The sequence below is a fragment of the Anabaena sp. AL93 genome, assembly GCF_001672085.1.
Taxonomy (GTDB): Bacteria; Cyanobacteriota; Cyanobacteriia; order Cyanobacteriales; family Nostocaceae; genus Dolichospermum; species Dolichospermum heterosporum.
Window position 1 is genome coordinate 16,961 of the sequence record NZ_LJOU01000049.1, and the last position, 25,157, is coordinate 42,117.

Annotated in this window: 17 protein-coding genes and 1 pseudogene; 7 read left to right on the forward strand and 11 right to left on the reverse strand. The window is 39.0% G+C overall.

Annotation, left to right across the window (positions count from 1 at the left end; all coding sequences use genetic code 11):
• Positions 1-44 precede the first annotated feature (44 nt).
• A complete protein-coding gene (gene typA, locus AN486_RS14050) occupies positions 45-1,835 on the forward strand; it encodes a translational GTPase TypA (RefSeq protein WP_039204906.1) in 1,791 nt (596 codons plus the stop codon).
• Positions 1,836-2,315: 480 nt separating this feature from the next.
• Positions 2,316-2,630 (forward strand): annotated as a pseudogene (locus AN486_RS14055) (histidine kinase); the annotation flags it as partial.
• Between the two features lie 382 nt (positions 2,631-3,012).
• On the opposite strand, the gene AN486_RS14060 reads toward AN486_RS14055, so the two are convergent.
• The 6 genes from AN486_RS14060 to AN486_RS14085 form a co-directional block, all read right to left on the reverse strand.
• Positions 3,013-3,147, reverse strand: coding sequence for a hypothetical protein (locus tag AN486_RS14060; RefSeq protein ID WP_290601158.1), 135 nt, complete (start codon positions 3,145-3,147; stop codon positions 3,013-3,015).
• Positions 3,147-3,695, reverse strand: a complete 549-nt coding sequence (locus tag AN486_RS14065) for an AAA family ATPase (RefSeq protein WP_290601160.1) — start codon at positions 3,693-3,695, stop codon at positions 3,147-3,149. The genes AN486_RS14060 and AN486_RS14065 overlap by 1 nt, the downstream gene beginning before the upstream one ends.
• A gap of 390 nt (positions 3,696-4,085) precedes the next feature.
• On the reverse strand, positions 4,086-4,301 hold the full coding sequence (locus AN486_RS14070) for a hypothetical protein (protein WP_290601162.1): 216 nt from the start codon (positions 4,299-4,301) through the stop codon (positions 4,086-4,088).
• A 370-nt stretch (positions 4,302-4,671) separates the two neighbouring features.
• Entirely contained in the window at positions 4,672-5,961 is a 1,290-nt protein-coding gene (locus AN486_RS14075; protein ID WP_290601164.1) for a Glu/Leu/Phe/Val dehydrogenase, read from the reverse strand.
• Positions 5,962-6,318: 357 nt separating this feature from the next.
• Positions 6,319-7,785, reverse strand: coding sequence for a carotenoid oxygenase family protein (locus AN486_RS14080; RefSeq protein WP_290601166.1), 1,467 nt, complete (start codon positions 7,783-7,785; stop codon positions 6,319-6,321).
• Positions 7,786-7,870: 85 nt separating this feature from the next.
• Entirely contained in the window at positions 7,871-9,196 is a 1,326-nt protein-coding gene (locus AN486_RS14085) for a folate/biopterin family MFS transporter (RefSeq protein ID WP_053541279.1), read from the reverse strand.
• A 345-nt stretch (positions 9,197-9,541) separates the two neighbouring features.
• Between AN486_RS14085 and AN486_RS14090 the strand changes: the two genes are divergently transcribed.
• The 5 genes from AN486_RS14090 (at position 9,542) to AN486_RS14110 (ending at position 18,870) form a co-directional block, all read left to right on the forward strand.
• Complete coding sequence (locus AN486_RS14090; RefSeq protein ID WP_039203801.1) at positions 9,542-9,856, forward strand: hypothetical protein; 315 nt, start codon at positions 9,542-9,544, stop codon at positions 9,854-9,856.
• A gap of 172 nt (positions 9,857-10,028) precedes the next feature.
• Positions 10,029-11,756 (forward strand): succinate dehydrogenase/fumarate reductase flavoprotein subunit, encoded by a 1,728-nt coding sequence (locus tag AN486_RS14095; protein WP_053541280.1) that lies wholly within the window; start codon positions 10,029-10,031, stop codon positions 11,754-11,756.
• Between the two features lie 910 nt (positions 11,757-12,666).
• Complete coding sequence (locus tag AN486_RS14100; protein WP_290601169.1) at positions 12,667-13,392, forward strand: trypsin-like peptidase domain-containing protein; 726 nt, start codon at positions 12,667-12,669, stop codon at positions 13,390-13,392.
• A 117-nt stretch (positions 13,393-13,509) separates the two neighbouring features.
• Positions 13,510-14,040 carry a COP23 domain-containing protein gene (locus AN486_RS14105; RefSeq protein WP_290601171.1) on the forward strand — a complete coding sequence of 177 codons (531 nt, stop codon included), beginning with the start codon at positions 13,510-13,512 and terminating at the stop codon, positions 14,038-14,040.
• A 399-nt stretch (positions 14,041-14,439) separates the two neighbouring features.
• The gene (locus tag AN486_RS14110) at positions 14,440-18,870 is read left to right on the forward strand and encodes a serine protease (RefSeq protein WP_290601173.1); all 4,431 of its coding nucleotides are present in this window, start codon (positions 14,440-14,442) and stop codon (positions 18,868-18,870) included.
• A 208-nt stretch (positions 18,871-19,078) separates the two neighbouring features.
• Here AN486_RS14110 and AN486_RS14115 read toward each other — a convergent pair whose 3' ends face one another.
• The 5 genes from AN486_RS14115 to AN486_RS14135 all read right to left on the reverse strand — a co-directional run bounded on the left by AN486_RS14115 (position 19,079) and on the right by AN486_RS14135 (position 24,728).
• Positions 19,079-20,509, reverse strand: coding sequence for a hypothetical protein (locus AN486_RS14115; protein ID WP_290601175.1), 1,431 nt, complete (start codon positions 20,507-20,509; stop codon positions 19,079-19,081).
• Positions 20,510-20,616: 107 nt separating this feature from the next.
• Positions 20,617-22,116 carry an Ig-like domain-containing protein gene (locus AN486_RS14120; protein ID WP_039203803.1) on the reverse strand — a complete coding sequence of 500 codons (1,500 nt, stop codon included), beginning with the start codon at positions 22,114-22,116 and terminating at the stop codon, positions 20,617-20,619.
• A gap of 41 nt (positions 22,117-22,157) precedes the next feature.
• Positions 22,158-22,922: a TIGR03943 family protein gene (locus tag AN486_RS14125; protein ID WP_290601177.1), complete on the reverse strand. Its 765-nt coding sequence runs from the start codon at positions 22,920-22,922 to the stop codon at positions 22,158-22,160.
• Between the two features lie 183 nt (positions 22,923-23,105).
• Complete coding sequence (locus tag AN486_RS14130) at positions 23,106-24,158, reverse strand: permease (RefSeq protein ID WP_290601179.1); 1,053 nt, start codon at positions 24,156-24,158, stop codon at positions 23,106-23,108.
• 345 nt (positions 24,159-24,503) lie between these two features.
• Positions 24,504-24,728, reverse strand: a complete 225-nt coding sequence (locus AN486_RS14135) for a hypothetical protein (RefSeq protein ID WP_290601181.1) — start codon at positions 24,726-24,728, stop codon at positions 24,504-24,506.
• Positions 24,729-25,157: the final 429 nt, after the last annotated feature.

Sequence of the window (25,157 nt, forward strand, 5' to 3'; positions counted from 1 at the left end):
TTAGCTTCTTAATCTAAAAACCTTAAAGTTTACCGAAACCCTCTATGACGCTCCCAATTCGTAACGTCGCCATTATCGCCCACGTTGACCATGGTAAAACCACCCTTGTTGACGCTCTCCTCAAACAGTCCGGCATTTTCCGCGAAGGCGAAGACGTTCCGGATTGTGTCATGGACTCCAATGATTTGGAGAGGGAACGAGGCATTACAATTCTTTCTAAAAATACAGCGGTTCGTTACAAAGACACTCTGATTAATATCGTTGATACCCCTGGACACGCTGACTTCGGTGGAGAAGTAGAACGGGTACTCGGCATGGTGGACGGTTGTATTCTGATTGTTGATGCCAACGAAGGTCCAATGCCCCAAACCCGCTTTGTGTTGAAAAAGGCTTTGGAAAAAGGTTTGCGTCCTATCGTTGTTATTAACAAGATTGACCGGGGACAAGCTGACCCCCACGTTGCTGTTGATAAGGTCTTGGATCTGTTCTTAGAATTAGGTGCAGATGAAGACCAATGCGACTTTAAATATCTATTTGCTTCCGGTATGGCTGGTTTCGCTAAGGAAAGCTTAGAAGCAGAATCAGTAGATATGCAGCCCCTATTTAATGCCATTCTTCGCCACGTACCTGCACCTGTGGGAGATCCTAACAAGCCTCTGCAATTGCAAGTGACTACCCTAGATTATTCTGAATATTTAGGACGGATTATCATTGGTAAAATCCATAATGGAACTATCCGCGCTGGACAACAAGCTGCTTTGGTAGTAGAAGATGGCAGCATTGTCAAGGGCAAAGTTACCAAGTTGATGGGATTTGAAGGTTTAAAACGGATAGAAATGGAGGAAGCTACCGCAGGTTATATTGTGGCTGTAGCTGGTTTTGCTGATGCTTATATTGGTGAAACTATTACAGATCCTAATGAACCTCTGGCTCTACCCTTAATTAAGGTGGATGAACCAACTTTACAAATGACCTTCTGGGTGAATGATTCGCCCTTTGCTGGTCAAGAAGGTAAACTGGTAACATCTCGGCAAATCCGCGATCGCCTATACCGCGAATTAGAAACCAACGTAGCTTTGCGCGTTGAAGACACCGACTCTCCCGATAAATTCCTGGTTTCTGGTCGGGGTGAATTACACCTGGGTATCTTAATCGAAACCATGCGTCGTGAAGGTTTTGAGTTCCAAGTATCCCAACCTCAAGTAATTTACCGCACAGTTAATGGTCAACCTTGCGAACCTTTTGAACTTCTAGCTTTAGACGTTCCCGCCGATGCAGTTGGTAGCTGTATTGAACGCTTAGGACAACGGAAAGCGGAAATGCAAGATATGCAGCCAGGTGGAGGCGATCGCACCCAACTAGAGTTTATTGTGGCAGCCCGTGGTTTAATTGGTTTCCGGGGTGAATTCATGCGGATGACTCGCGGTGAAGGGATCATGAACCACAGTTTCCTTGATTATCGCCCCCTTTGCGGTGATATTGAAGCCCGGAATAAGGGTGTTCTTATCTCTTTTGAAGAAGGTGTTTCTACTGCTTACGCGATGAAGAATTGTGAAGATAGAGGTGCATTCTTTATCAGTGAAGGAACAAAAGTTTACAAAGGTATGATTATTGGTGAACATAATCGTCCCCAAGATTTGGAATTGAACGTTTGTAAAACTAAGCAGTTAACCAACCACCGCTCATCTGGTGGTGAAGAACTGACTCAGTTACAAACACCCGTAGACATGAATTTAGAACGAGCTTTGGAATACATTGCTCAAGATGAATTGGTGGAAGTTACACCTGAATCTATCCGTCTTCGCAAGATGTCTAAGAAATTGGTGAAACGCTAATATCTGTAGGGGTGGGGTTTCCCCACCCTAATTAAATTGGCATTGCTGATTAAGGGTATGAATTTTAGTCTCACGCAAAGGCGCAAAGACGCAAAGGCAAGATTTTTAAAGGTTCAATTTGGAAATTTCATACCTCGATTCAGCAACGCCTTAAATTCATTCACAAGAATGATACAATCTTTGTTAGAGGGTTGTATTTTTTTATATATAATTAGATTGGATTAAGCGACAGCGCAACAAGGATTTTAATAATTAAGTTTAATAATGTTGGGTTTCCTTTGTCAACCCAACCTACATTTTCTTAAACTAAAAGTATTGTGTTGAGTAGAATTGATGAGCAAAACAACTATTAGTTAATTTTTTTTGTTCTCCATTATTGATTGTAGTCAAAAATTTGGGAATGCTTGAAAATAGGGATGAAATAACCTCTAGGGGTTGTGCAAATTTACATATCAAGCAGTTATTAGGCTAATAATCACAATGGCAAATTCAAACAATAAATTATTTACTCCTCGAAATGATGGAAATTATGTAAATACAAAAGAACAACAACGCCTACAAGCATTATTGAACCTGGGTTTGCAACAATCAGAAATGATTCCAGTATTTGAAGAAGCTGCTCAAACTGCTGCTCACTTTCTAGAAGTGGAAATTTCTATTTTAGGATTTATTGATCAAAAATTTCATTGGTTCAAATCGGCGGTGGGCTTATCTCGGTTAGGATTAATGAATGATTTAGCTTCTAAACGCCAACTTTTACGTCGGGAGTCATTTTGTTCTCAGGTAGTAGAAACTTTAGCCGAGTTACATCATGGACAAATTTCTATTCAAGGTTCGGTGGAGTCAGGATACCGTTATATAGTATCTTTGCCATTAAAGTTTGCGACTTCTTCAGCAAGTAGTTAAGGAAGTTTCGTAACTTACTAAATATGAATTTAAACGATTACTTGATTACACTGATGTTTTTGAGAGCTTTTGTCTTTGTTTAGGTAAATTTCTGATGAAAAAAGGTTGTCATCAAAAATCCAAAATTCAGCCAGTAATACTTTTGAGTCATTACTTTTATCTCTTTTATCTTTTATACGATTCAATGAATTTCATGAGAATTTATCCTGCGATCGCATTTCATGAACACAAAAATCTACCCCCGTTAACGTTGGGGGTGTCAATGCCTTATTTACCCAATGATTCGAGTTTTAATAGCCATAATCTTGTCCAAAAAAACACCGTATTGAGCAAGGTGTGGCTTCAAGATGTTATCAGCAAATGTTTGTTCAGTTGGTCGTTCTGCAAATAAATAGAGTCGTATCATTAGTGTGGACCTCCACCAATGATATTTTTTTCCCAAATTTCTCCTAAACTATATTCTTCTAACCAAGTTTCTAATTCTTGAGGATTTAACCGCTTAAATTGCGATTCCTTACCTACTCTATCTACCGTAATTACATCTTCAGGATTAAAGTTATCTAAAAAAGAAGTAGATTGGGTGCTGATGAGAATTTGTGTATGATAGGAGGCCTTACCAAACATCGCAGCTACAACATTGAGCGCGTAGGGATGAAGACCCAGTTCCGGTTCATCAACAATTATTAGTTCTGGGAGGTCTTCTTCTGGCTGCAAAAGCAACGTAGTCAGGCAGATAGCACGTAATGTACCGTCCGAAAATTGGTGTGGACCAAATACTTGATCTGAGTCTTTTCCCTGCCAGTTGAGAATAACATTATTCGCTCTAGGCTCAAGAACAAAATCATCGAAAAATGGGGCAATTAAACGGATCGTTTTAATAATACGCTGATAGGCTGTATTATGATATTCACGAAATCTCAGAAGTAATGCGGCTAGATTTCCAGCATCAGACACCAGCGAGCGGTTGTCATCAATATAACAGGATTGACGAACTCGCGCGGTAGATGACGTATCGTGAAAGTGGTAAACACAACAGCCATTGAGCAAATGTTTGATAGCGTTGGCAATTGTTGGCGTACCTTCTTGTGCTGCTTTGTTGATTTTTGTTTCCTGATGTCCTGCACCTAACGAGTAAGTGGTTGAAGGTTGAGGTAGGTGTAAGCCGTTTCGCGTCCCTGTTTCTTCAGCAAAGATTAAAACCTATCTTCCGCACCCTCAACTGTCACAATCGGTTTTTACTGTTTTTTATGATGAAATGAGGATGTATTATATACAGAATCTCAATGAATTAACGGATACATGATGCCGACAAGGCATAATTTATATCCAGAAATCAAGAGAAAATCAAGTGATAATACTATGTGACACCCCAGGGTGCGGAATGTGGGTTAAAATATCCCCTGCCGCATGAACTAGACAGATTTTATAGATAATATCCCCTTTGTCAATCTTGAACTCTAGTTGTGCCTCTATTTGCAGTGTTACCTTCGGTCCAAAGTGCAATAGGGATTGAGCATAACCCGATATGCCGATATATTCTTGAAGTCGTTCGGCCATCATCTCATTCAGCATCTTGAAAAAGGAGATCAGATTGCTCTTAGAGACTTCCAAATAAAAAAATGTCCCAAAACTGATGCAGAAATTCTCTCTCTGTGTACTCTGTGCCTCTGTGGTTCGTTTCTTAGGATAATTTATTTCTTGGAAGTCTCTTACCTGCTCCATTAGCTCCAATCAATATGTTTAAGGGACGCAACTCAAGATCCATTGTCTTAATGGACTTGAAGCCCTTGATAATTACTCGTTGTAGCATAATCAACAATCAGTATTTATACAAAATGATTATATATGTAGATGATGTACAGGGATTAAAAAAAAGGTGCGTTAGGCTAAAGCCATAACACACCCCAATTAAACTAAATTGCAAATACAACTAAGGATACAAACCCCGATCATTCAAAGCTTGCGCGACTCTACCTACACCCAAAGTATAAGCAGCTAATCGCAGATTTACCCCCCGTGCTTGCGACTCATGAATCACCTTGCGGTAAGCCTGAACCATCAAATGTTCCATTTCCCGGTTGACTCGTTCTTCGTCCCAGAATAGGTAGGAAAGACCTTGTACCCATTCTAAATAACTGACCACCACACCCCCAGCATTGGCTAAAATATCCGGTAACACGGTGACACCTTGGGCTTCTAGAACGCGGTTAGCTTCCAAAGTCACTGGACCATTAGCCGCTTCTGCGACAAATTGGGCTTTGATTTGATGGACATTTTCTGCGGTAATTTGGTTTTCCAAAGCGGCAGGAATCAGGACATCGCAAGGTAAAGTTAATAAGTCTGCATTACTAATGGGTGTTCCTTGGGGAAATCCCACCACACTGCGATGGTTTGCCGCAGCGTAGGCTTTGACAGCGGAAATATCAAGACCATTTTCGGCAAAGATACCCCCACTAGCACTGGAAACAGCGATAATTTTTGCTCCTTCTTGGTGTAGCAATTCGGCGGCTGCCCCACCTACATTACCGAAGCCTTGAATTGCTACCCTGACTCCTACCAGGGATTTACCGTGATCGGCGATCGCTTCACGAACAATAATCATCACACCGCGTCCAGTCGCCATTTCTCGTCCCAGGGAACCACCAATAGATAAGGGTTTACCTGTAACTACTCCGGGGACAGAATGACCAACATTGACAGAGTAAGTATCCATCATCCATGCCATTTCCCGCGCTGATGTTCCCATGTCTGGTGCGGGTATATCTACGGATGGTCCAATGTCTTTAATTAATTCACTAATATAACGACGACTAATCCGTTCTAATTCCCCCACACTGAACTTTTTGGGGTCTATGGGAATTCCGCCTTTGCCACCACCGTAGGGAATGCCTAACAATGCACATTTCCAAGTCATGAGCATGGCTAGGGCGGATACTTCTCGTAATGTCACTGCTTCATGGTAGCGAATACCACCTTTATAGGGTCCTAAAATATCCGAATGTTGTACCCGATGTCCAGCAAAAACCCGCACTTCCCCATTATCCATTTTGATGGGAATGGAAACTGTGACAACTTTTCGAGGGTGACTGAGTATTTCTACGATACCTTGATCTAATTTTAATTCTTTAGCAGCCCATTCTAAATAGCTACAGGCTTGATCATAAGGACAAATATGCGCTGGAGAATGATTTTCTATAAGTGGGAGAGACGTTGTCACCATAATACCTACTCCTCATCACCGTATGTTTGTGAACCGGACTGATATGGTTAGCTTACCCTCTTTTTTGAAAAAGATGTCAATTTTGTAGTTTCTGTTACAATTTTATTTCGATTTGTATGCTGTAAGACGCTTGGGCAGATAAACTATAAAAATATCTAAATTTTGGCGTTGCTGATTAAGGATATGAATTTTAGTCTCACGCAGAGGCGCAGAGGCGCAAAGAGTAAGAGTTTTAAAGGTTCAATTTGGTAATTTTATACCTCAATATGGCTGATACGCCACGCAGGCTATCAGCAACACCTGAAATTTTGATGACTTGGTTGGGTGACGCAGAAGCTTTTCCCCAACCTATATTAATTAAATGAATGTTTCAGGTGTAAAACTCCCGTGTAAGCCATAGGGAATATGATGTTTGAGGTGTAGTCTTGCAATTTCACCTTTTTCCAAATTTACAGCATCTAAAATTACCACATCTGAACGATGATGTTCTGCATCATAAACTAAGGCTATTAGCCAGCCATCATCTTCTGTTTGGGAATTTGGACGAGGAATAAAAATTGGTTCACCGATAAAACCTGCTGGTGCAGCACTCCATAATTGTCTTTGTTGTAACTCTAAATCAAGTTTGAAAATTGCTTGTAGGGGAGCATTTCCCGTTGATTTATGAGCCGCAGCCGTGTATAGATAACGATAGGATTTACCGACATGATGAGGGTGCATTGTGGGAAATTCACAAGATCGATCATCTATTAAATGATTTTCGACTGTATTGGTTGGTAAATTCAGATTAAACCGCCAAAGTTTGCCAGGAGAATTGGCATCAAAATCTGTTTCTCGATAATCGCTATTGGGTTCAACTTCTGGTAATGATTCATAGCAAATGGAATCAATGATAATTTCATTACCCACTTCAAAAGCATTAACATGATGGAAAATAAAACCTGCCTGAGTTTCTAAAACTTTGATTTTTTTAGTTGGGTTTTGGCGAGGAATAATGATGATTTTTGTAGGTTGATTTTTTTGGACTTTAATACATTGGGCGGCGCTAGATATTCCCAAAGCAAAAGGTATGGGGTGAAAACTAACAGGATTTTGGAAGAAAATACAGTAATTTTCTGTAATCACAAAATCATGAATGAAGCAAAAACCAGCAACGCTATGATTTTGTTTATTGGTGATTTCTCCGTCGGTATTTAACTCAAATATGTTAATTGTAGTTGATAGTCCTGGTGTAATAGCGAAATTAACTAATGTACCATTTGCATCAATTCGCGGGTGGGCGCTAAAGGCTTCCCCTTTAGATAAAACACCGTTAAAGTATTCATTTCCTAATGTTTCTAGAGTGTGCGGATTAAGTAAATATGGTTCGGATGCTTCCCATAGTGCTAATAGTTTTTTACCCCAATAAATTACATTAGTATTAGCAATATGTTTGATTTTGAAATCAAACATATTAGCTAACCAACCGCCCGGTTTTTGTGTACCAAAAACACCACGATAAAGAATTTTACCCGCTTTTTTTTCTGCTAAATAACCTGCTGTGGTAACAAAGCGGTTACGAAAATGGGCGCGGCCATTGGTAAATGTAATGCGGCTAATCATGCCATCACCGTCAAAGGGATGATGTAATTTTTGCCCATTAATATCTAGTAAACCAGGTCCATTTCTAAATAATGTTCCTTGCAATTCTGGTGGTATTTCTCCTTCTATATCATCAATCCAGTAATCAAATTCCTGGTGAAGAGATTCATATCCTCCTTGCCAATCTTTGAGAGTGTAGGATTTTTGGAGATTTTGCTGATCTTGAGGTTCTAATATTTGCATTTTTTCTTGGCTATGGTAAGTTTTTTCAGAAAACCAGGGATGTAAATATAGAGATAAATCTAATTGTCTTCGAGATTTTTATCTATTAAATAAGTACATCATTATCAATTCTATCATCTGGTAGCAATTTAACAAAAAATATGGGTATCAGAGAAGTACAGCTAGTGAGAATGATTAATAACCACAGGGAGTCAAATTGATATTCTGTGATTCCTAACCATTTCATCATGATTGATCCTAATGCGTAGGAAACTGTTCCTGCTACATTAAATACAGACATGATTAACGCAAAAAATGTGGCTTCTATGCCGGGAGGGCAAAGCTTTGTTGATAATACTAATATGGGCATGAATACAATTTGCCCAATCACAGTAATAATCAAACTATCACCTAAGCTAAACCAATGATCATCTATGCCTAACATTCTGTTGGTGTGCGTTACTAATAATAAATTCGTCATTCCTAAAGCTGTGGATAGGAAAATACCCGCAGTAATCATAGTTCTAAAGGGAATGTGCTTAAAGTAACGTTGGAAAGCCCAAACTCCAACTAGGGAAGCAAAACTCGTCACTAACCGAATTCGTCCTAAAAATTCTGGTTGAAAGTGGAGTTCATTAGTTGTGAAATAGAAGAATGCTGATTCAGTTTTTGGTGTAGCGTGCCAAATAAATATAAATAATGTGGGCAACCAAATTGTTTTTTGAGTAATTGCTTGGCGGATTTTTAGTAGTTGATCTTTTGTGTTGTTGCTTTTTTTGTGATCTTTATTAATAGGTTTTTCAGTAATTAACCAAGCTACAGATGAAATAATTAAAGGAAATAATGCTGTTATTAAAAATACTATACGGGTGGTAAAATATTCTAAAAGTAACCCGCTAAGGTAAGCTGTACATAAGGCACCAATAGCTGAACTACCCCAACAAAGAGATTGTAAAGAACCTATTTTGGCTTCTGATTCGTTTCTGGCTCTTTCAACTACTATGGAATCAACTATCACATCACTAATAGCCACAGAGACAGAAGAAAGTACAATCATAATTGTGGCTGTTGTACTGGTATGAGCGACTGTTCCTAAACATCCCCAAGCTGCACAGCCCAGAATTCCTGACATAACTATGTAAGGTTTTCTATGATAACCAAATATGGGTAAACTATCGGAAATAAACCCATATAATGGCTTAATCATCCAAGGTATAGTACAGATTCCCATAATTGTTGACATCTGCACGGGACCTAATAGTAATTCATCTTTGAGAAAAAAGCTGACAGCTAAACGCGATAATGTCAGTATACCTTGAACAAAATAGATGGTAAGAATTGCTATTAACTCAGCACTGGGTTCGTTACCTAAGAGAATTTTTTTGGTTAGTAAATCTTTGAATTTGGGTAAGGTAGGGGAGTCATTTAGCATTTGCATGAATAATGATTAAGTTTTATTTACTTTTATATCATAGATTTTTAAATTGAGGATAAGTTTTTATTAATTATGAAACTATAGGAATCCGGTTTGATTCTGTCAGTCGAGCGATCGCCTTTGGCGAATTTTGTATAGAAGAAACTTTCTTTTTAACCGTGTTCTCTGTATAAATGGTTATATATAAAACACATTAATTGACAATTTCCCAGGGGATGTGACTGAACATTAGTTTTTTGTAAAGTAATATTACAAACCTTGGAAATATATTGAGAAATTGTTCTTGAGGCAAACATAGATTTAAGGTAGAAGCTATAGGACAAAATTGAGGCCAGTTTTAAAATGAACACAAATAATATTCAAAACTATCGCTTTGTCTGTACCTTAACTTTTGGTGATATTTACGGTCAAATTATTGTTTGGTTAATTACGATTACTATTAGCTTGGCATCAGCTTTAGCACTAATGGGCGCAAAAAGACCTGTATACGCTTTAGCTACGGTAGGTCTTGTGGTTCTTTTATCTCTACCTTTTTTACTTTTCGCCTTTGTGACGACTTTATTAAATAATATTGAACTCAATGCTGTAGAGCCAAAAACCAAGACAGAATCAATACAAAGTAGTATTTCACAAAACCCAGTCCAAGTAACTAGCTAAAGGGGATTTCACCAATAGACATTTGGTAAAAATTAAATGTGTGTTTGCTACAACCCTTGTAGAGAAGTTACATGAAGCGTCTCTACATTTTTTTGCACCAGATGTCAAATTTACAATTTCTCTATTACCCTGTCTTGTAGATGGGGAATTTTTTTTTAATCGGTGGTTGATGATGCTTGAACATGATGTAATTATTGTTGGTGGTGGTTTGGCTGGCTGTCGGGCTGCGGTGGAAATTGCCCGGACTGACCCTAGTTTAAAGGTAGCGGTAGTTGCCAAAACTCACCCAATTCGCTCTCATTCGGTGGCTGCTCAAGGTGGTATGGCGGCTTCTTTAAAAAATGTGGATGGTACGGATTCTTGGGAAGCTCACGCTTTTGATACTGTCAAGGGTTCCGATTATTTGGCGGATCAAGATGCGGTGGCAATTTTGACTCAGGAAGCACCGGATGTGGTGATTGATTTGGAACATCTGGGGGTATTGTTTTCTCGTTTACCTGATGGTCGGATTGCTCAACGGGCTTTTGGTGGACATTCTCACAACCGCACTTGTTATGCGGCTGATAAAACTGGTCATGCAATCTTACATGAGTTGGTGAATAATTTGCGCCGTTATGGGGTGCAGATTTACGAAGAATGGTATGTAATGCGCCTGATTTTGGAGGATGGCCAGGCGAAGGGTGTGGTGATGTTTCACCTGTTGGATGGGCATATTGAGGTGTTACGGGCGAAGGCTGTGATGTTTGCTACGGGGGGCTATGGTCGGGTTTATAACACGACTTCTAATGATTATGCTTCTACTGGTGATGGTTTGGCGATGACAGCTTTGGCTGGTTTACCTTTGGCAGATATGGAGTTTGTCCAGTTTCATCCTACGGGTTTGTATCCTGTGGGGGTGCTGATTTCCGAGGCTGTGCGCGGTGAAGGGGCATATTTGATTAATGCCGATGGCGATCGCTTTATGGCTAATTACGCCCCCAGTCGCATGGAATTAGCCCCTCGTGATATTACCTCACGGGCAATTACCTATGAAATCCGGGCTGGTCGTGGAGTGAATACTGATGGTAGCGCGGGTGGTCCCTTTGTCTATCTGGATTTACGCCATCTGGGTAAGGAAAAAATCATGAGTCGTGTTCCCTTCTGTTGGGAAGAAGCACATCGTTTGCTTGGTGTAGATGCTGTAACTCAACCGATGCCGGTTCGTCCTACCAATCATTATTGTATGGGTGGTATTCCTGTCAACACTGACGGACAAGTTAGAAGTAATAATGATAGTTTTGTCGAAGGCTTTTTTGCGGCTGGGGAAACTGCTTGTGTGTCTGTTCACGGTGCAAATCGTCTCGGTAGTAACTCCTTATTAGAATGTGTAGTTTATGGTAAAAGGACTGGAGCAGCGATCGCTAATTATGTCCAAAATCGGCAATTACCATCCATAGATGAAACACGCTACATCAACGAAGCCAAACAACAAATACAACTCTTAATAGACCAACCAGGACAGTACAGAATTAATCAAATCCGTCAAGCTTTTCAAGATAATATGACTGAAAATTGTGGCGTTTTCCGCACCGACGAAGTAATGCGTCAGGGATTAGAAAAAATCGCCCAACTACAACAAAAATATTCACAAATATATTTAGATGACAAAGGAAAAAGCTGGAATACAGAATTAGTTGAAGCCTTAGAATTGCAAAGTTTAATGGTAGTTGGACAAACCATTTTAACTTCCGCCCTCAACCGCCAAGAAAGTCGCGGCGCACACTTTAGAGAAGACTTTGCCGAAAGAGATGATAATAAGTTTTTACAACACACAATGGCTTATTATTCACCCACAGGAATTGATATTCAATATCGTCCCGTCACAATCACAATGTTTGCACCAAAAGAGCGAAAATATTAATTAAAGATACAGCACTTTCCGGTGTTATGAGGTACATATCCAGCGGGCAAGATGCCCGCACTACAAGAGTTTCATGATTCAACTTTGTACCTCATAAGAGCGGAAACCGCTGTAATATTTAATTTTCTAAAATATGCGGTTATTCGGTTCTTTTTATCGAAAACCTGGTTCAAAATCAATGGCGGCCTTAGAGGATGTTTGAAAAGTTTTTAATGTATCAATAAACCCCTCTCCAAACCTCTCCCCTAAGCGGGGAGAGGCTTTGAAACCCCCCTTCCCAGCCTTCGGCACGCTGCGCTAACGTAGGGAAGGGGGGCTGGGGGGTTAGGTTTTTGGAGATTATCGGTTTCATCTAATACTTTTCAAACAACCTCTTAGAGGATGTTTGAAAAGTTTTTAATGTATCAATAAACCCCTCTCCAAACCTCTCCCCGACGCGGGGAGAGGCTTTGAAACCCCCATTCCCTTGTAGGGAAGGGGGGAAGGGGGGTTAGGTTTCGGAGATTGTTGGTTTCATCTAATACTTTTCAAACAACCTCTTATTGTGTGGGCATTTCATTGAAAATATAGAGATAATTGTTCAGAACCCTTGTCCCGCAAGGGTTTTGTTATAATCAATCCTCAATCACCATCAAAGAGACGCAAGAGCCAAATATGCCCACAATGAGAGGCTGTTACAAAAATGGTAACAACAGTTCAATTTTGTCATTTATCCTGGATAATCTTCTAAATACAATGTCATAAGTAAGTAGACGAAAATAAATCAAAGTAGATTAAGTAATGTAAAAAATCTGGAGATGATTTCGTAGTGAGGGCTTCAGCCCTCAAATGAGGAATAAATTCCTCACTACAAACTTTGAATTATTCAAGCCGTTCTACTTAGCTACCTTAGTCTATACCAAGTTCACCAATGAACAGAAAACCATATCTGATAGCAGTTACAGGGCTTGCTGTTTTATCCGTACAGGCTCTAGCATCACCAAATGGCTTGGCATTTCCCCAACCAAATCATCATTCCAACCCTGTCATAGCCCAAAACTCGGAAGAACAAACGCGCATTCGAGTGAATCAAAAAGCCAGTCCAGCCGTAGTTTATATCAACACAGGTAAATCAAGCGGCAGTGGCTTTATTGTTAGTTCTGACGGGTTAATTATTACTAATGCTCACGTTTTGCAAGATGCACCCGCAACCGTTACTGTAGTTTTAGAAGACGGGAAACGACTTCCTGCTAACGTGATTGGCTTTGCTAAAAATGGAATAGATTTAGCAGCCATTAAAATTCGTAACCAGAAGAATTTACCCACATTATCTTTAGCAAAATCAGCCCAAGTGGGACAGTCTGTATATGCTATTGGTAGTCCCTTTGGCTATGGCAATCTAAATAATTTTACTGCCGGTGTTTTGAGCAATCTTGACGAGCAAGATGGTATAATTAAACATGATGCTAGAATTAATCCCGGTAATTCTGGTGGTCCACTTCTCAATTCCCAAGCCCAAGTTATTGGCGTAAATACTGCTATTCAACTTGATAGAAATGGCAGCAATAGTGGTATTAGTATTGCCATCCTGGTAAATAAAATACAACCTTTCTTAACGGCAATTCGTCAGGGAAATATTTCCCGTTTACGGCGCTAATAGTCTGTTGAGAATTTAGCTTGGTATAGGCTTCTAGCTAGTTTGTCTATCTGAACAGGCAGGATGCCCACCCCACAGAAATTAAATGTACCTTTCCCAAATTAGGAGATTTAAGAAATGATGAAATTAACATTATTAACCACACTATTCTTAACCACCACATTAGCATCTACTCCTGTTTTTGCTCAAGAAGATGCTAATAATCAAATTCGCTTTATCTGTTCTACAAGTCGTTACTCCGAAAATGGAAAGTCTGTTCCTACTACTTTTCTTTGGACACCAAATTTCCAAAAAGCAATGGTGACTTGGACATCTGTTTTAGGAGGAGTTAAACCACAACAACGTTGTCAAAAAGTTTCTGATAACTTCCAAACAGCTTTTAATAACGGCAGTCTTAATTACGTTACCAATGGTTTTCAAAATGGGAGCAAAGTAATTTGTTCTGTGAGTTCAATTGATGGTGGTTGTGATACTGTATTATTTACATTGCGACCTCAGGACAAGTCTAGGGATGTTCTCAAACAGTTAAACAAACTCTGGTTTGGCAGTGCTACGACAGTACCTATTGCACAAAGTTCTGGAGAAGATAAATTTTACATTGATATTCGCCAATTCCTCAATACACCACCAGCGAATAAAATGCAATAAAGAAGATTCTCAAAAATTGTAGGTTGGGTAGAACGAAGTGAAACCCAACTAATTTAAGGAAGTTATCAAGAAGTGTTGGGTTTCGTTCCTCAACCCAACCTACTTAAAGAAGTTATCAAGAAGTGTTGGGTTTCGTTCCTCAACCCAACCTACTTATTTAACTAATGATCATGTAATCAATCCAGGTGAATCTTATCGCATTCAAGCACCAGATTCTCAAAAATTGTAGGTTGGGTAGAACGAAGTGAAACCCAACTAATTTAAAGAAGTTATCAAGAAGTGTTGGGTTTCTTTCCTCAACCCAACCTACTTAAAGAAGTTGTCAAGAAGTGTTGGGTTTCGTTCCTCAACCCAACCTACTTATATTCATCTCCTAATTTACTCAAACAAAAAAAGATCATGAAACACCTATTTTTTACCCTCATTTGCACAACCGCTTTATTAACTATTCCTCAGCAATTGTTATTGATTTCTCCTCAACTAGTTACCGCACAAGAACCTACAAAAAAACTATTAACCTCAGCACAATTACAAGCTTTAGCTAAATCAATCACTGTGAAAATATTAACTAAAAATGGCAGTGCTTCAGGAACTTTAATTGCCAAAAATGGTAATAATTACACTATTTTAACTAATGATCATGTGATGAATCCAGGTGCATCTTATCGCATTCAAACACCAGATGGAAAAATATATCCTGCTAATGTCATTAAAGAAAAACCAGCATCTTTAAAAAATCAAGATGTGGCTTTATTCCAGTTTCAATCAACAGTAGAATATACCATCGCTACTTTAGGAATTTCCGCACCTATAGCAGTAGAACAAAAAATTGTCGCGGCTGGATTTGTCAATGATAGTGCTAAATTAGTTTTCACAGAAGGACAAATTTCTCTGTTACCAGATAAGAGTTTTCAAAGAGGTTATCGTATAGGTTACAGCAATAAAGTTCAACCAGGAATGAGTGGCGGACCCATATTAAATTATCAAGGTGAAGTTATTGGTATTAATGCCGTTCATGCCTATCCTATTTCTGATAAAATATATACCTATATTGATAATAGTAAACCCAGTGCAGCGGAACGTCAGCAAATGCGTCAATATAGTTGGGGTGTACCAATTTATAGTGTCGCTAAAGTAGTCAATGAAGTTATTGCTAAATCGCCTAAAAAGATTGATGATTCTGCTTTGATAGCGAAAAAAGGTTTGATTAATGATATTGATAAAATTGCCCAAGAAATTACGGTTTTAATTCCTAATGCTAACCCCACAGATATGGGTTCCGGGGTAATTATTGCCCAGAAAGGTAATATTTATTATGTGTTGACTGCGGATCATGTTATCTGGAATCGTGATGAAAAAAAATTAAAAGATAAGTTAGAAATAGTCGCACCGGATAATCAAAGATATGCTATAAATATCAGCAATGCGAAAAGAATGCCTGGAGTTGATTTAGCTGTTGTTCAATTTACCAGTAATCAAAAATATCAAGTTGCAACTTTAGCAAAATATAGTTTAAATACTGAAAATCAAAAAGTGTTTGTTTCTGGTTTTCCTGGTAATAAACAACAAAATAAAAACAAACCTAATCGGATTTTGACAGCAGGAATTTTGAGAAAACAAGTAAGCATTAAGTTGAATAGTTATCTAAGCTTAAATAATCAAAGTTCCATAACACCTGCTCGAATACAAACTGTTTTAAGTGATGGTTATGATCTACTTTATAGTAATATTACTAAAGGAGGAATGAGTGGCGGCGCGGTTTTAGATACCCAAGGAAGATTAATTGGTATTCATGGCAGAGTGGAAGGTGAAACATCACTAGATTTTGATGGTGAAATCAATTTAGGTCAAAGTTCTGGTATTCCCATTAGTACATTTTTAAATTTAGTTCAACAGGTAGGAATAGATTCACAGTTAAAAGTCGAAACTACTGTACCAGCTACACTAAATAAAACAGAAGAGGATTTAATTAGTAAATATTTATTACCATTGGATGAAGTTCCTAAAAATAGCGATAATGAAATATCATGGCTAAATTATGCTAATCAACTATGGCGTTCTCAAAAATATGCAGAAGCGAGAAAAGCTGTTGATAAAACGATTGCGAAAAAACCGGATTTTTATCAAGCTTGGTATCTCAAGGGGATGATATTTAGTGAGGAACAAAAATATCCAGAATCCATTGCTGCTTTTGATAAAGCGTTGGAAATTAATCCCAACTTTGCTCAAGCTTGGAAAGAGCGTGCTAAATGGCTATTCGCTTCAGATAAATATTCAGAAGCATTGGTATCTATAGACAAAGCTATCGCTCTGAGTCCTAATCAGTTTGATCTTTACGTTTTGCGAGGTATTGGATTGTGGTGGTTACAGCGTTTTCCTGAAGCGATTGATACTTTAGATCAATCTATTAAAATTTACCCTCATGCTTATGCCTATACTATACGGGCTTATACTTATTTTTCATTAGGTGAATATCAAAAGGTTGTAGCTGATTTCAATGAAGCTATTCGTCTTGCTCCTGATAGTGCCGAATCCTACGGTAATCGGGGTAATGTTTACTCTTCCTTAAAAGACTATAAAAAGACTGTAGCGGATTACACGGAAGCTATTCGTCTCGCTCCCAACAATGCCGAATACTACATTAGTCGGGGTAATGCTTACTCTTTATTAAATGATGAAAACAAAGCTATAGCTGATTACAAAAGAGCCGTTAACATTGAACCAAAGGATGCTGATGGTTACAAAAATCGGGGTAATGCTTATTTAGGATTAAAAGACTATAAAAATGCTATATCCGATTTCACTGAAGCTATTCGCATTGCTCCCAAAAATACATTCTACTACGAATATTACCGGAGTCGGGCTGAAGCCTACTCTTTATCGAAAGACTATAAAAAAGCTATAGCTGATTATACTGAAGCTGTTCGCTTGTGTCATAACGATTTTGTCAAGGCAGTCTTATACTTAAACCGTGGTGATAACCATTTTAAGTTGAAAGAAGAAAAACAGGGTATGGCTGATTATACTGAAGGAATTCGCATTGCTCCTAACCAGATTATAGCTTTTTTAACTCAAGCAATTAAAATCGAACCTAAAAATGCAACATACTATCGTGCTAGGGGTTTTGCTTATGCTACATTGGAAGATTACAAACAGGCAATTGATGATTTCACTCAAGCTATTAAAATTGACCCCGAAAATGTAATATACTATGGTATTAGGGGTGTTGTATACTCTGAGTTAAAAGAGTACAAACAGGCAATTGATGATTACACCCAAGGCATTAAAATTGACCCCAAAAATGTCAATCTATACGCCAATCGTGGTGATGCTTATTTGCAGTTAAAAGACTATAAACAGGCTATTGATGATTACACCCAAGCAATTAAAATTGAGCCTAAAAATGCAGAATACTATCGTGCTAGGGGTTTTGCTTATGCTACATTAGAAGGCTACAAACAGGCAATTGATGATTATACCCAAGCCATTAAACTCAAACCAGACTATCCCCAAGCCTACTATCGGCGGGGTATTGCTCACCATTTATTAGAAGACTACAAACAAGCAATTGATGATTACAGTCAAGCCATTAAACTTAAATCAGACTATCCCCAAGCCTACTATCGGCGGGGTATTGCCTATCGTACATTAGAAGACTACAAACAAGCAATTGATGATTACAGTCAAGCCATTAAACTTAAACCAGACTATCCCCAAGCCTACTATCAGCGGGGTAATGCCTATCGTACATTAGAAGACTACAAACAAGCGATTAATAATTACAGCCAAGCAATTAAACTTGACCCGAAAAATGCCAATCCATACGCCGCTCGAGGTGATTCTTATTTGCAGTTAAAAGACTATAAACAGGCAATTGATGATTACACCCAAGCAATTAAACTTGACCTGAAAAATGCCAATCTATACGCCAATCGAGGTTATTCTTATTTGCAGTTAAAAGACTACAAACAGGCGATTGATGATTTAACTCAATCTATTAAACTTGACCCTAAAAATGCCAGCTACTACACCAATCGAGGTTATTCTTATTTGCAGTTAAAAGACTACAAACAGGCGATTGATGACTACACCCAAGCAATTAAACTTGACCCTAAAAATGCCAATCCATACGCCGTTCGGGGTCATGCTTATTTACAATTGAAAGAATACAAACTGGCAATTGATGATTATAATCAGGCCATTCAACTTGATCCTAAAAATGCAATATACTATGGTACTAGGGGTGATGCTTATTTACAATTGAAAGACTACAAACAGGCAATTAATGATTACACTCAAGCCATTAAATTAAAACCCGATTTCGCTGGTGCTTATCATGTTCGAGGTGTTGCGTACTCTGAGTCAAAAGACTATAAACAGGCAATTGATGATCTCACTCAAGCCATTAAACTTGACCCGAAAAATGCTGATTACTACTACAGTAGAGGTTTTGCAAACTATAAATTAAAAGACTACCAACAAGCAATAAGTGATTGGACTCAAACTATTAAAATCAAACCTGAATATCCTGAAGCATACACTAATTTAGGCATAGTTTCCTATGAAATGGGAGAAGTAGAAACAGCAATTAATTATTGGCGAAATGCGATAAAAATCAATAGCAATTTTGCAGAAGCACATCTAGCTTTAGGTGTAGCTTTGTATGCCAAAGGCGATAAAGAAGCGGGTTTAAAATCGGGAGAAACGGCTTTAAAATTAGATAAACGTTTTGGGAAGATTGAGTTTCTAAAAGAAAATAATTGGGGTGATAAGTTGATAAAAGATAGTCAGGAGTTTTTGAATAATCCTCGGATAAAAGGTTTGATTTAGAACCCACCTTCCGCACCCTTGGTATCACAATCGGTAATTTCGGATTTTTCAATACTTAAAAGGATGATTTTTATACAAAAATGTGAAAATTTCAGATAGCTATAGCGAAGTGCTGCTGTAAGCATTTCGCTAGTCCCAAATTTCCCAACGACCAATTTTCCTTGTGTGACAGTTTAGGGTGCGAAAGGTGGGTTATCACCAAAAAAAGCTACTTGTGCTTAGGTTGAAAATTCGGTAGTTCTACAGATGCTAAAGATTTGCGTCCCTTGGGTGGTCGTCGGGGATAAATCAATGGTGAAGGCGATTTATTGTCAGATTTATTATTAGATGTATGATCATCCAATAAATCCGGCAAAATATCATTAGTGGGTAAAGATGCTGTTGCTGGGGAATTGTCTAACCAATAATCTTCCATTTCCTCAGTATGGATCTGATGGCTGCGGAAATGAGAAACCACTGGTAATTCCTGTATTAGTGATATGGTAAAATCTTCCTTTACCGAATTTTCAGTATTAGGATAAGGATCAATTTCCATCTGCAAATCCTGTTGAATGATGATTTCTGGTTGTGGATGATTTTCTGAATTAGATACTAAAGCTTCTAAAAGAGATGTATCACCTTGATGAATATTCGCATCTGTCCCTGTTCTCTGGTCTGTTTCTTCAGATAATGGTGTAATAAAAAAGCGATGAATTATCCCTTCCAGTTGTTGGTCTAGAGATAATAGTTCAGAATCATCTCCAGTTGTTGAGGGCATAGTTGCTTCATTAACCTGTATAAGATCAGAAATGACTGGTTCTGGATGATGGGTATAGTTTTCCGAAGTTGTCACTGTAGAGTTAAACCAGGAACTATTGACAGACTCATTCACAGAATCTGTTTCCCCTGTCCAAGGTCGAATAGGTTGAGCGTTGGGAAACAAAGACCGGGCTTTTCTGGAGAATCGGGTTTGTTTGTGGATGACATCATGGGGATGATGGATATGATCCTCCAGGTTCTCATGGCTAGGAATGGGAGTATCTAGACATTTTTCCAGAGCCGATTTAAACTGCATGGTCTGTCGTTGTTGACGCATGAGTCTAGCCCGCAACTCACGACAGGTATTTTCCGAGTGTAATAGCTGCTGGGACTCTTGACTGTAGTTAGCTTGCAGAAGCGAGCATTCTCTTTCCAAATGTGCTAACCGCTGTTGGCTAATTTGCAAATTAGCTTGATAATTTTCAATACAAATTTCTTGTTGTTGAACAGTTTGGACAGCAGTTTCTAACTGCTGATACAGGGAATGAATTTGTTCTTGACCAGCGGAAAGTTCTTGATTTTGTTGGTTAAACATAGATTCCGTCACACTAGACCGGGTTTTGTGCCATTGCAAAATCTTTTCGGCTTCAGCTAATTCGGTTTTTAACTGCTCTACCTGAGCATAGAGATGATTATTAGCTGTAGTTAATTCTGTATTTAACTTGAGTAATTGCTGAAATTCTAAGTTGATCTGTGCTTGTTGATCAATATTAGGTTCTGCAATCCAGTCTTGTTGGTTGCTGTCTTCCAATTTTTCCATAACTACGGTTTCACATTGACAATCTGTAGTTGGCCGATAGCGTGGCGTTAGCTTGATTAGAGGTAAATTTGTCACGGTCATATTGTGATGATTCACAAATACGTAGCCGTTATCAGTTATTTACACAAAGAAAAATTGACTCTTGATATTCGACAATTGTTAATTATCAGTTGGCAATTGTCAATTACTTAAGGTAGCCAATGGGGATGAAAGCCCACTAATGGCAGTTGTTCTGGTTTAATATCTATGTTGATATTATCAGGGATGGGTAGCAAAGGCATTAACCAAAGACTACTACTAGCAATGGGTTCGCCGTCATCTGTTTTTAAGGTGTTAGCGGGTAGTTGGGCTGTGTTGTTGGTCACGGGAACTACTTGGTCAAATAAGAAGCCTAAACCGTCGGGGGCTAAATGGGTTTGCACATTGCGTTGAGCAGCGGGTAAGAGTAGCAATGGTTTTTGTACTCCTGTTTTTAGGTTAATGGATACCAAGTAAGGCTGTTCTATGTATTGTTCTTTAGAAACCAGTTGTGTAACTAAGCAGTAAAGGTTAGGGGAGGCTGGGTCAAACTGACAGCTAAGAATTGAGCCTGTTGTTTTTAATAGTTGTTTTTGTACGCCTTGGTTGGTGACTAAAAACAAATCTCTTGTATAGTCGGTGTTAAATTTGACCATTGCTGCCTGTGAACCGTCTTTAGAGAAGGCTTGTACTAAGCCAAATTGAGGCAGAAAATCCAGGGGTTTACTGCTGTTACCTTCTAAGGATACAATTGCTGTTCCCTGTCCTTGAGAAACGGCTACGGCTTTGCTGTCGGGTGTGATCAGAAAATCTCCGCCTGGTTGTCCTTGTAATCGTTTTGGGGTGGGTTTTTCGCCGGAATTGTCATTTTGGGTGGATAAGTACCAGAGGGCAAAGTCACCGGGATTATCTCGTTTACCTCTTTGAATAACGATGATTTGTCCATCTGCGGAGAGGTCAAATTTGAGGTTTTGATATTCTTTGTTATCTAAAATTAGGTCAACCTTACCCGGGGCTGCTGTTTCTTGACCAATTTGATTAGGTATGCCTGTGGTTACTGTATAAAGTTGGGCGGAGAGGAGGTCGGGATTTTTGGCGGAACGGGCGGAGAAGAGGATTTTTTCACCATTGGGGAATGGCTCAAAATCCATAACAATTAAGTCTTTGGGAGTAAGGACTTTTTTTTGTTCTTGGGTTAAATTATAAAGTACCAACTGCCCTTGGATTTCTGGCGCAGAGCCAATATAAAGGATGGCGCGATTGCGGGTGGTGAAGTTCCCTGTAAAGGGCTGCATGACGCGGTTTTTCCCTTCGGCTTGAGAGTATTTATCTTTGCCTTGTTCTAATTTGACTTGGTACGTTGTTCCGTAAGGGGCTGGGGTGAGGAGGGTATAGACCATTCTTCTGCCTGTCCAACTAATTTTCCCGGCTAGGGGTGGATCTATTTTTAAGTTCTCCTCAATGCTTTTGAAGTCCATTGGCCGACTAAAGGTGAGGGAGAAGGAGAGATCCTCCGCGCCGATTTGTTGGTTTTCCCAGGTAAAGTTGCGGACGCTAGGTTTGACTACATCGCCTTTCCAGATGATCAATCCGATGAGCATACTCAGGAGGAGCATGACTGCGATCGCAATTCCGTCTAATGGTTGTATAAGTTTATAGGATTTGCTCATCTAACGATTTTGGATTTTAGATTTTAGATTGATGATCCTGACTAATAACTGTAAGGGTTTTGAGGTTGGGGAATTTTTTTCAGAGAGTTGGCTTTGATTGTTAATTGACGTTTTTCGGCGACTGTTTGTGTGGTCATTTGTCCTTCTACTTCTAACCATGTATCAGGCGGATACTGTTGCCGTGTTCCAGATATTTGGACTGGTAATCCCACGGGATAAGCATCTGCGGCACAACAACTGAGAACAAATCTGGCTAAAAATATATATTCTTCACTGACGTTAGGTTGATGAATCACAAATCCCTGAACTTTTGCCTTTTGCCCTGTGTATGAGTCCGGTTCAGGATAGACATTCAGTGTGCGTACCCAGTCTACAAGCGATCGCTCTTCTGGGCGAACTGTAGCCCGAAATGCTTGAGGTTGAGCGCGACTAGCACCTGTTGATTCAGTGACACCCCGATCTAGGGCTGTTTGACTGGCAAAGACACGGGGTGTAATCATTAACCCTAAAATTGCCGTTGTTAGTAGTAAAAAACTGCCCCAACCAGGGGGAAATAAGTTAATATGCCCAGGATTAGATATTTGGGGACGGTGACGGTTTTTCCACAGTTGCAATCCTTTGGAAAAACCAATGATTAATAAGGCTATTCCAGCTACAACTACTAACCAAAAGAAGTCCGGGTGGATTAATAAGTAGAGTTTGCCTGTTAGCCAATATTTCAACATGAGAATACCCCAAGCTGTAATGGCTAATACATCTAGCCAAGGGATGAGTTTATTTGGGGCTTTAGTTTGGGAATTCAGCATTTTTGGGTGTCACAGATGATAGAGGCAGGGGGCAGGGAGTAGATGAACAGAAATTATTGACTACCTTTTTCTTAATCTTCAGTTACTATATTCTCACTTTCCCCAAGTTTAAACCCTATACCTCACACCCCACATTTCCGAGGTAAAGGAGAAAATTCTGATGAAAATGGGACTGAATCTCAATTAGATCACGTGCAGATTCAGAAATAAGGTGAATAAGAGCGTCAATTGTCCAGCTAAGAAAAATAGATAGATCAGGGCTTTTGGCTTAAAAATTGATAGCATCAAACCAATACCTTTAATATCAATCATCGGTCCAAATACTAAAAATGCTAACAATGACCCGCTAGTAAAAGTGGAAGCAAAAGATAGGGCAAAGAAGGCATCAACTGTAGAGCATATTGATACAACTGCTGCTAATACTAGCATGGCTAAAATTGAGCTAATTGGCCCAGCCCCAAGACTAAGAATCAAGTCACGGGGGGCTAAAACTTGGGTAGCGGCAGCGATCGCACTTCCTAATACCATGACTCCGCCTAATTCCCGGAGTTCTTGAACAATATTATCTAAGAGGGAGCGGAGTTTCTCTGATAAGGGTTTACTGAGGTTAGAAATTGCCGCAACTTCACTGTAATTATTGTCTATGCGTTGTGATGCTCCTGTTCTGCCGCCGAGGATATATGTTCCCGATTGCAATAAATTCGGTGTATTAGTTTGGGGTTGTAATTGAGATTGTTGTCCCCTGCGGGTTGTTTTCGGTGGTGCTGGGGGGTTAAATTTGAGATAACGGGCGATTGATGGTTGCAGAAAGGGAACTAAATCCGGTTGAAAGCTGAAGATAAAACCAATAATAGTCGCAATGGCTAGGGAGAATACCACTCTTAACACTACTATTTCTGGTTGATCCCGGAATGCAGTCCAAGTTGACCAAATGACAATTGGGTTAATTGTCGGTGCTGCTAATAAAAAGCCAATTGCTACTGGTGTGGGTACTCCCTGCATCAATAGCCGTCTGGCCACAGGCACATTACCGCACTCACAAACTGGAAACAAAAAGCCGATCATACTGCCAAATAAAGCCCCCAATAGGGGATTTCTGGGCATTTTCTCCACCAATTTACTTTCATCGACAAATAATAGTAATAGACTGGATAAAAATACACCCAGCAGTAAAAATGGCATCGCCTCCACTAGTAGACTGAGAAATATTGTAAAACCATTGTTCAGTTGATTCATGGGCGTTGTATTCAACAGCAGTTCTGAGTTTTAGAGTTTTGTGTTGTCATTTCATTTAATAGGGTAGCGAGAAATATGGCTAACACCAACCTATACTAAAGCGATACGGGGATCATTGATTAAGCAGCTAAAATTAAATCCCATTATAGTGAGGAAATTATAGCAGTCCTCAATAATTTATGAAAAAATTGCTTGTCTTTTGCCTACCATTGCTAAATTTACAACTTAAACTGGCTAGATAAGTTATTAGACATATCGGCACAAAAATATAGAGACGTTCCATGGAACGTCTCTACAAGCAAGTTTTAGGTTGATTCCGTAATCTCTAATTAGTTCAATAAGATATTAGTCTTTCGGACACTCTTTAACTTTGTTTTCTACCCAGCGACGACAAGGGGAAAACAAACCTCTACCTGATTCTGCACAGTATCCTTTATCAACCTCCTTTTTTTCTCTAGGAATTTCTGACACAGTAGAACTTCCACGGACAAATGAAGAAAATTGTCCCCTCTCAACTACTGAATTATCTTGTCTAATCTCATATTCAAATTCATTGGCATCTCTTTTCACAACAAATGCACTACCACTATGCCGAGTCCCGATACTTATTTTGGTGGACTCTGAGCCTCTCCCTTTACTATAATCTCGATCAGTGTATGGGAAATTGTCAGGAGACATTCCCCGAGAAATGTTTCTGATAATCCCACATTCCGCACCCTTGACTGTCACAAACGGTGATTACGGAGGTAAATTGATGAAAAATGAGTAAAAGAATACATTTATCTATAAAAAAACAAATTTTAGATAGGAAAATTGATTCAGATACATTCTCAATAAGAAGCAATAAAGAATGAGGGTGGTTTCTGGCAGAAAATATAATATAATTTTATTGTTAGTCTATCAAGACTTAATCATAACTTATATCCTTCTAGAAATAAACTTAAAAACAGCATTAAAACTTAAACTCATTAATAAAATCAATGAGTCAAATTGTATAAT

Coding starts and splice junctions, on each gene's coding strand:
- AN486_RS14110 (WP_290601173.1), top strand. CDS start 14,440: ATGAAACACCTATTTTTTACCCTCATTTGCACAACCGCTTTATTAACT.
- AN486_RS14100 (WP_290601169.1), top strand. CDS start 12,667: ATGAACAGAAAACCATATCTGATAGCAGTTACAGGGCTTGCTGTTTTA.
- AN486_RS14120 (WP_039203803.1), bottom strand. CDS start 22,116: ATGAGCAAATCCTATAAACTTATACAACCATTAGACGGAATTGCGATC.
- AN486_RS14090 (WP_039203801.1), top strand. CDS start 9,542: ATGAACACAAATAATATTCAAAACTATCGCTTTGTCTGTACCTTAACT.
- AN486_RS14105 (WP_290601171.1), top strand. CDS start 13,510: ATGATGAAATTAACATTATTAACCACACTATTCTTAACCACCACATTA.
- AN486_RS14125 (WP_290601177.1), bottom strand. CDS start 22,922: ATGCTGAATTCCCAAACTAAAGCCCCAAATAAACTCATCCCTTGGCTA.
- AN486_RS14115 (WP_290601175.1), bottom strand. CDS start 20,509: ATGACCGTGACAAATTTACCTCTAATCAAGCTAACGCCACGCTATCGG.
- AN486_RS14070 (WP_290601162.1), bottom strand. CDS start 4,301: ATGATGGCCGAACGACTTCAAGAATATATCGGCATATCGGGTTATGCT.
- AN486_RS14095 (WP_053541280.1), top strand. CDS start 10,029: ATGCTTGAACATGATGTAATTATTGTTGGTGGTGGTTTGGCTGGCTGT.
- AN486_RS14060 (WP_290601158.1), bottom strand. CDS start 3,147: ATGATACGACTCTATTTATTTGCAGAACGACCAACTGAACAAACATTT.
- AN486_RS14085 (WP_053541279.1), bottom strand. CDS start 9,196: ATGCTAAATGACTCCCCTACCTTACCCAAATTCAAAGATTTACTAACC.
- AN486_RS14130 (WP_290601179.1), bottom strand. CDS start 24,158: ATGAATCAACTGAACAATGGTTTTACAATATTTCTCAGTCTACTAGTG.
- typA (WP_039204906.1), top strand. CDS start 45: ATGACGCTCCCAATTCGTAACGTCGCCATTATCGCCCACGTTGACCAT.
- AN486_RS14075 (WP_290601164.1), bottom strand. CDS start 5,961: ATGGTGACAACGTCTCTCCCACTTATAGAAAATCATTCTCCAGCGCAT.
- AN486_RS14080 (WP_290601166.1), bottom strand. CDS start 7,785: ATGCAAATATTAGAACCTCAAGATCAGCAAAATCTCCAAAAATCCTAC.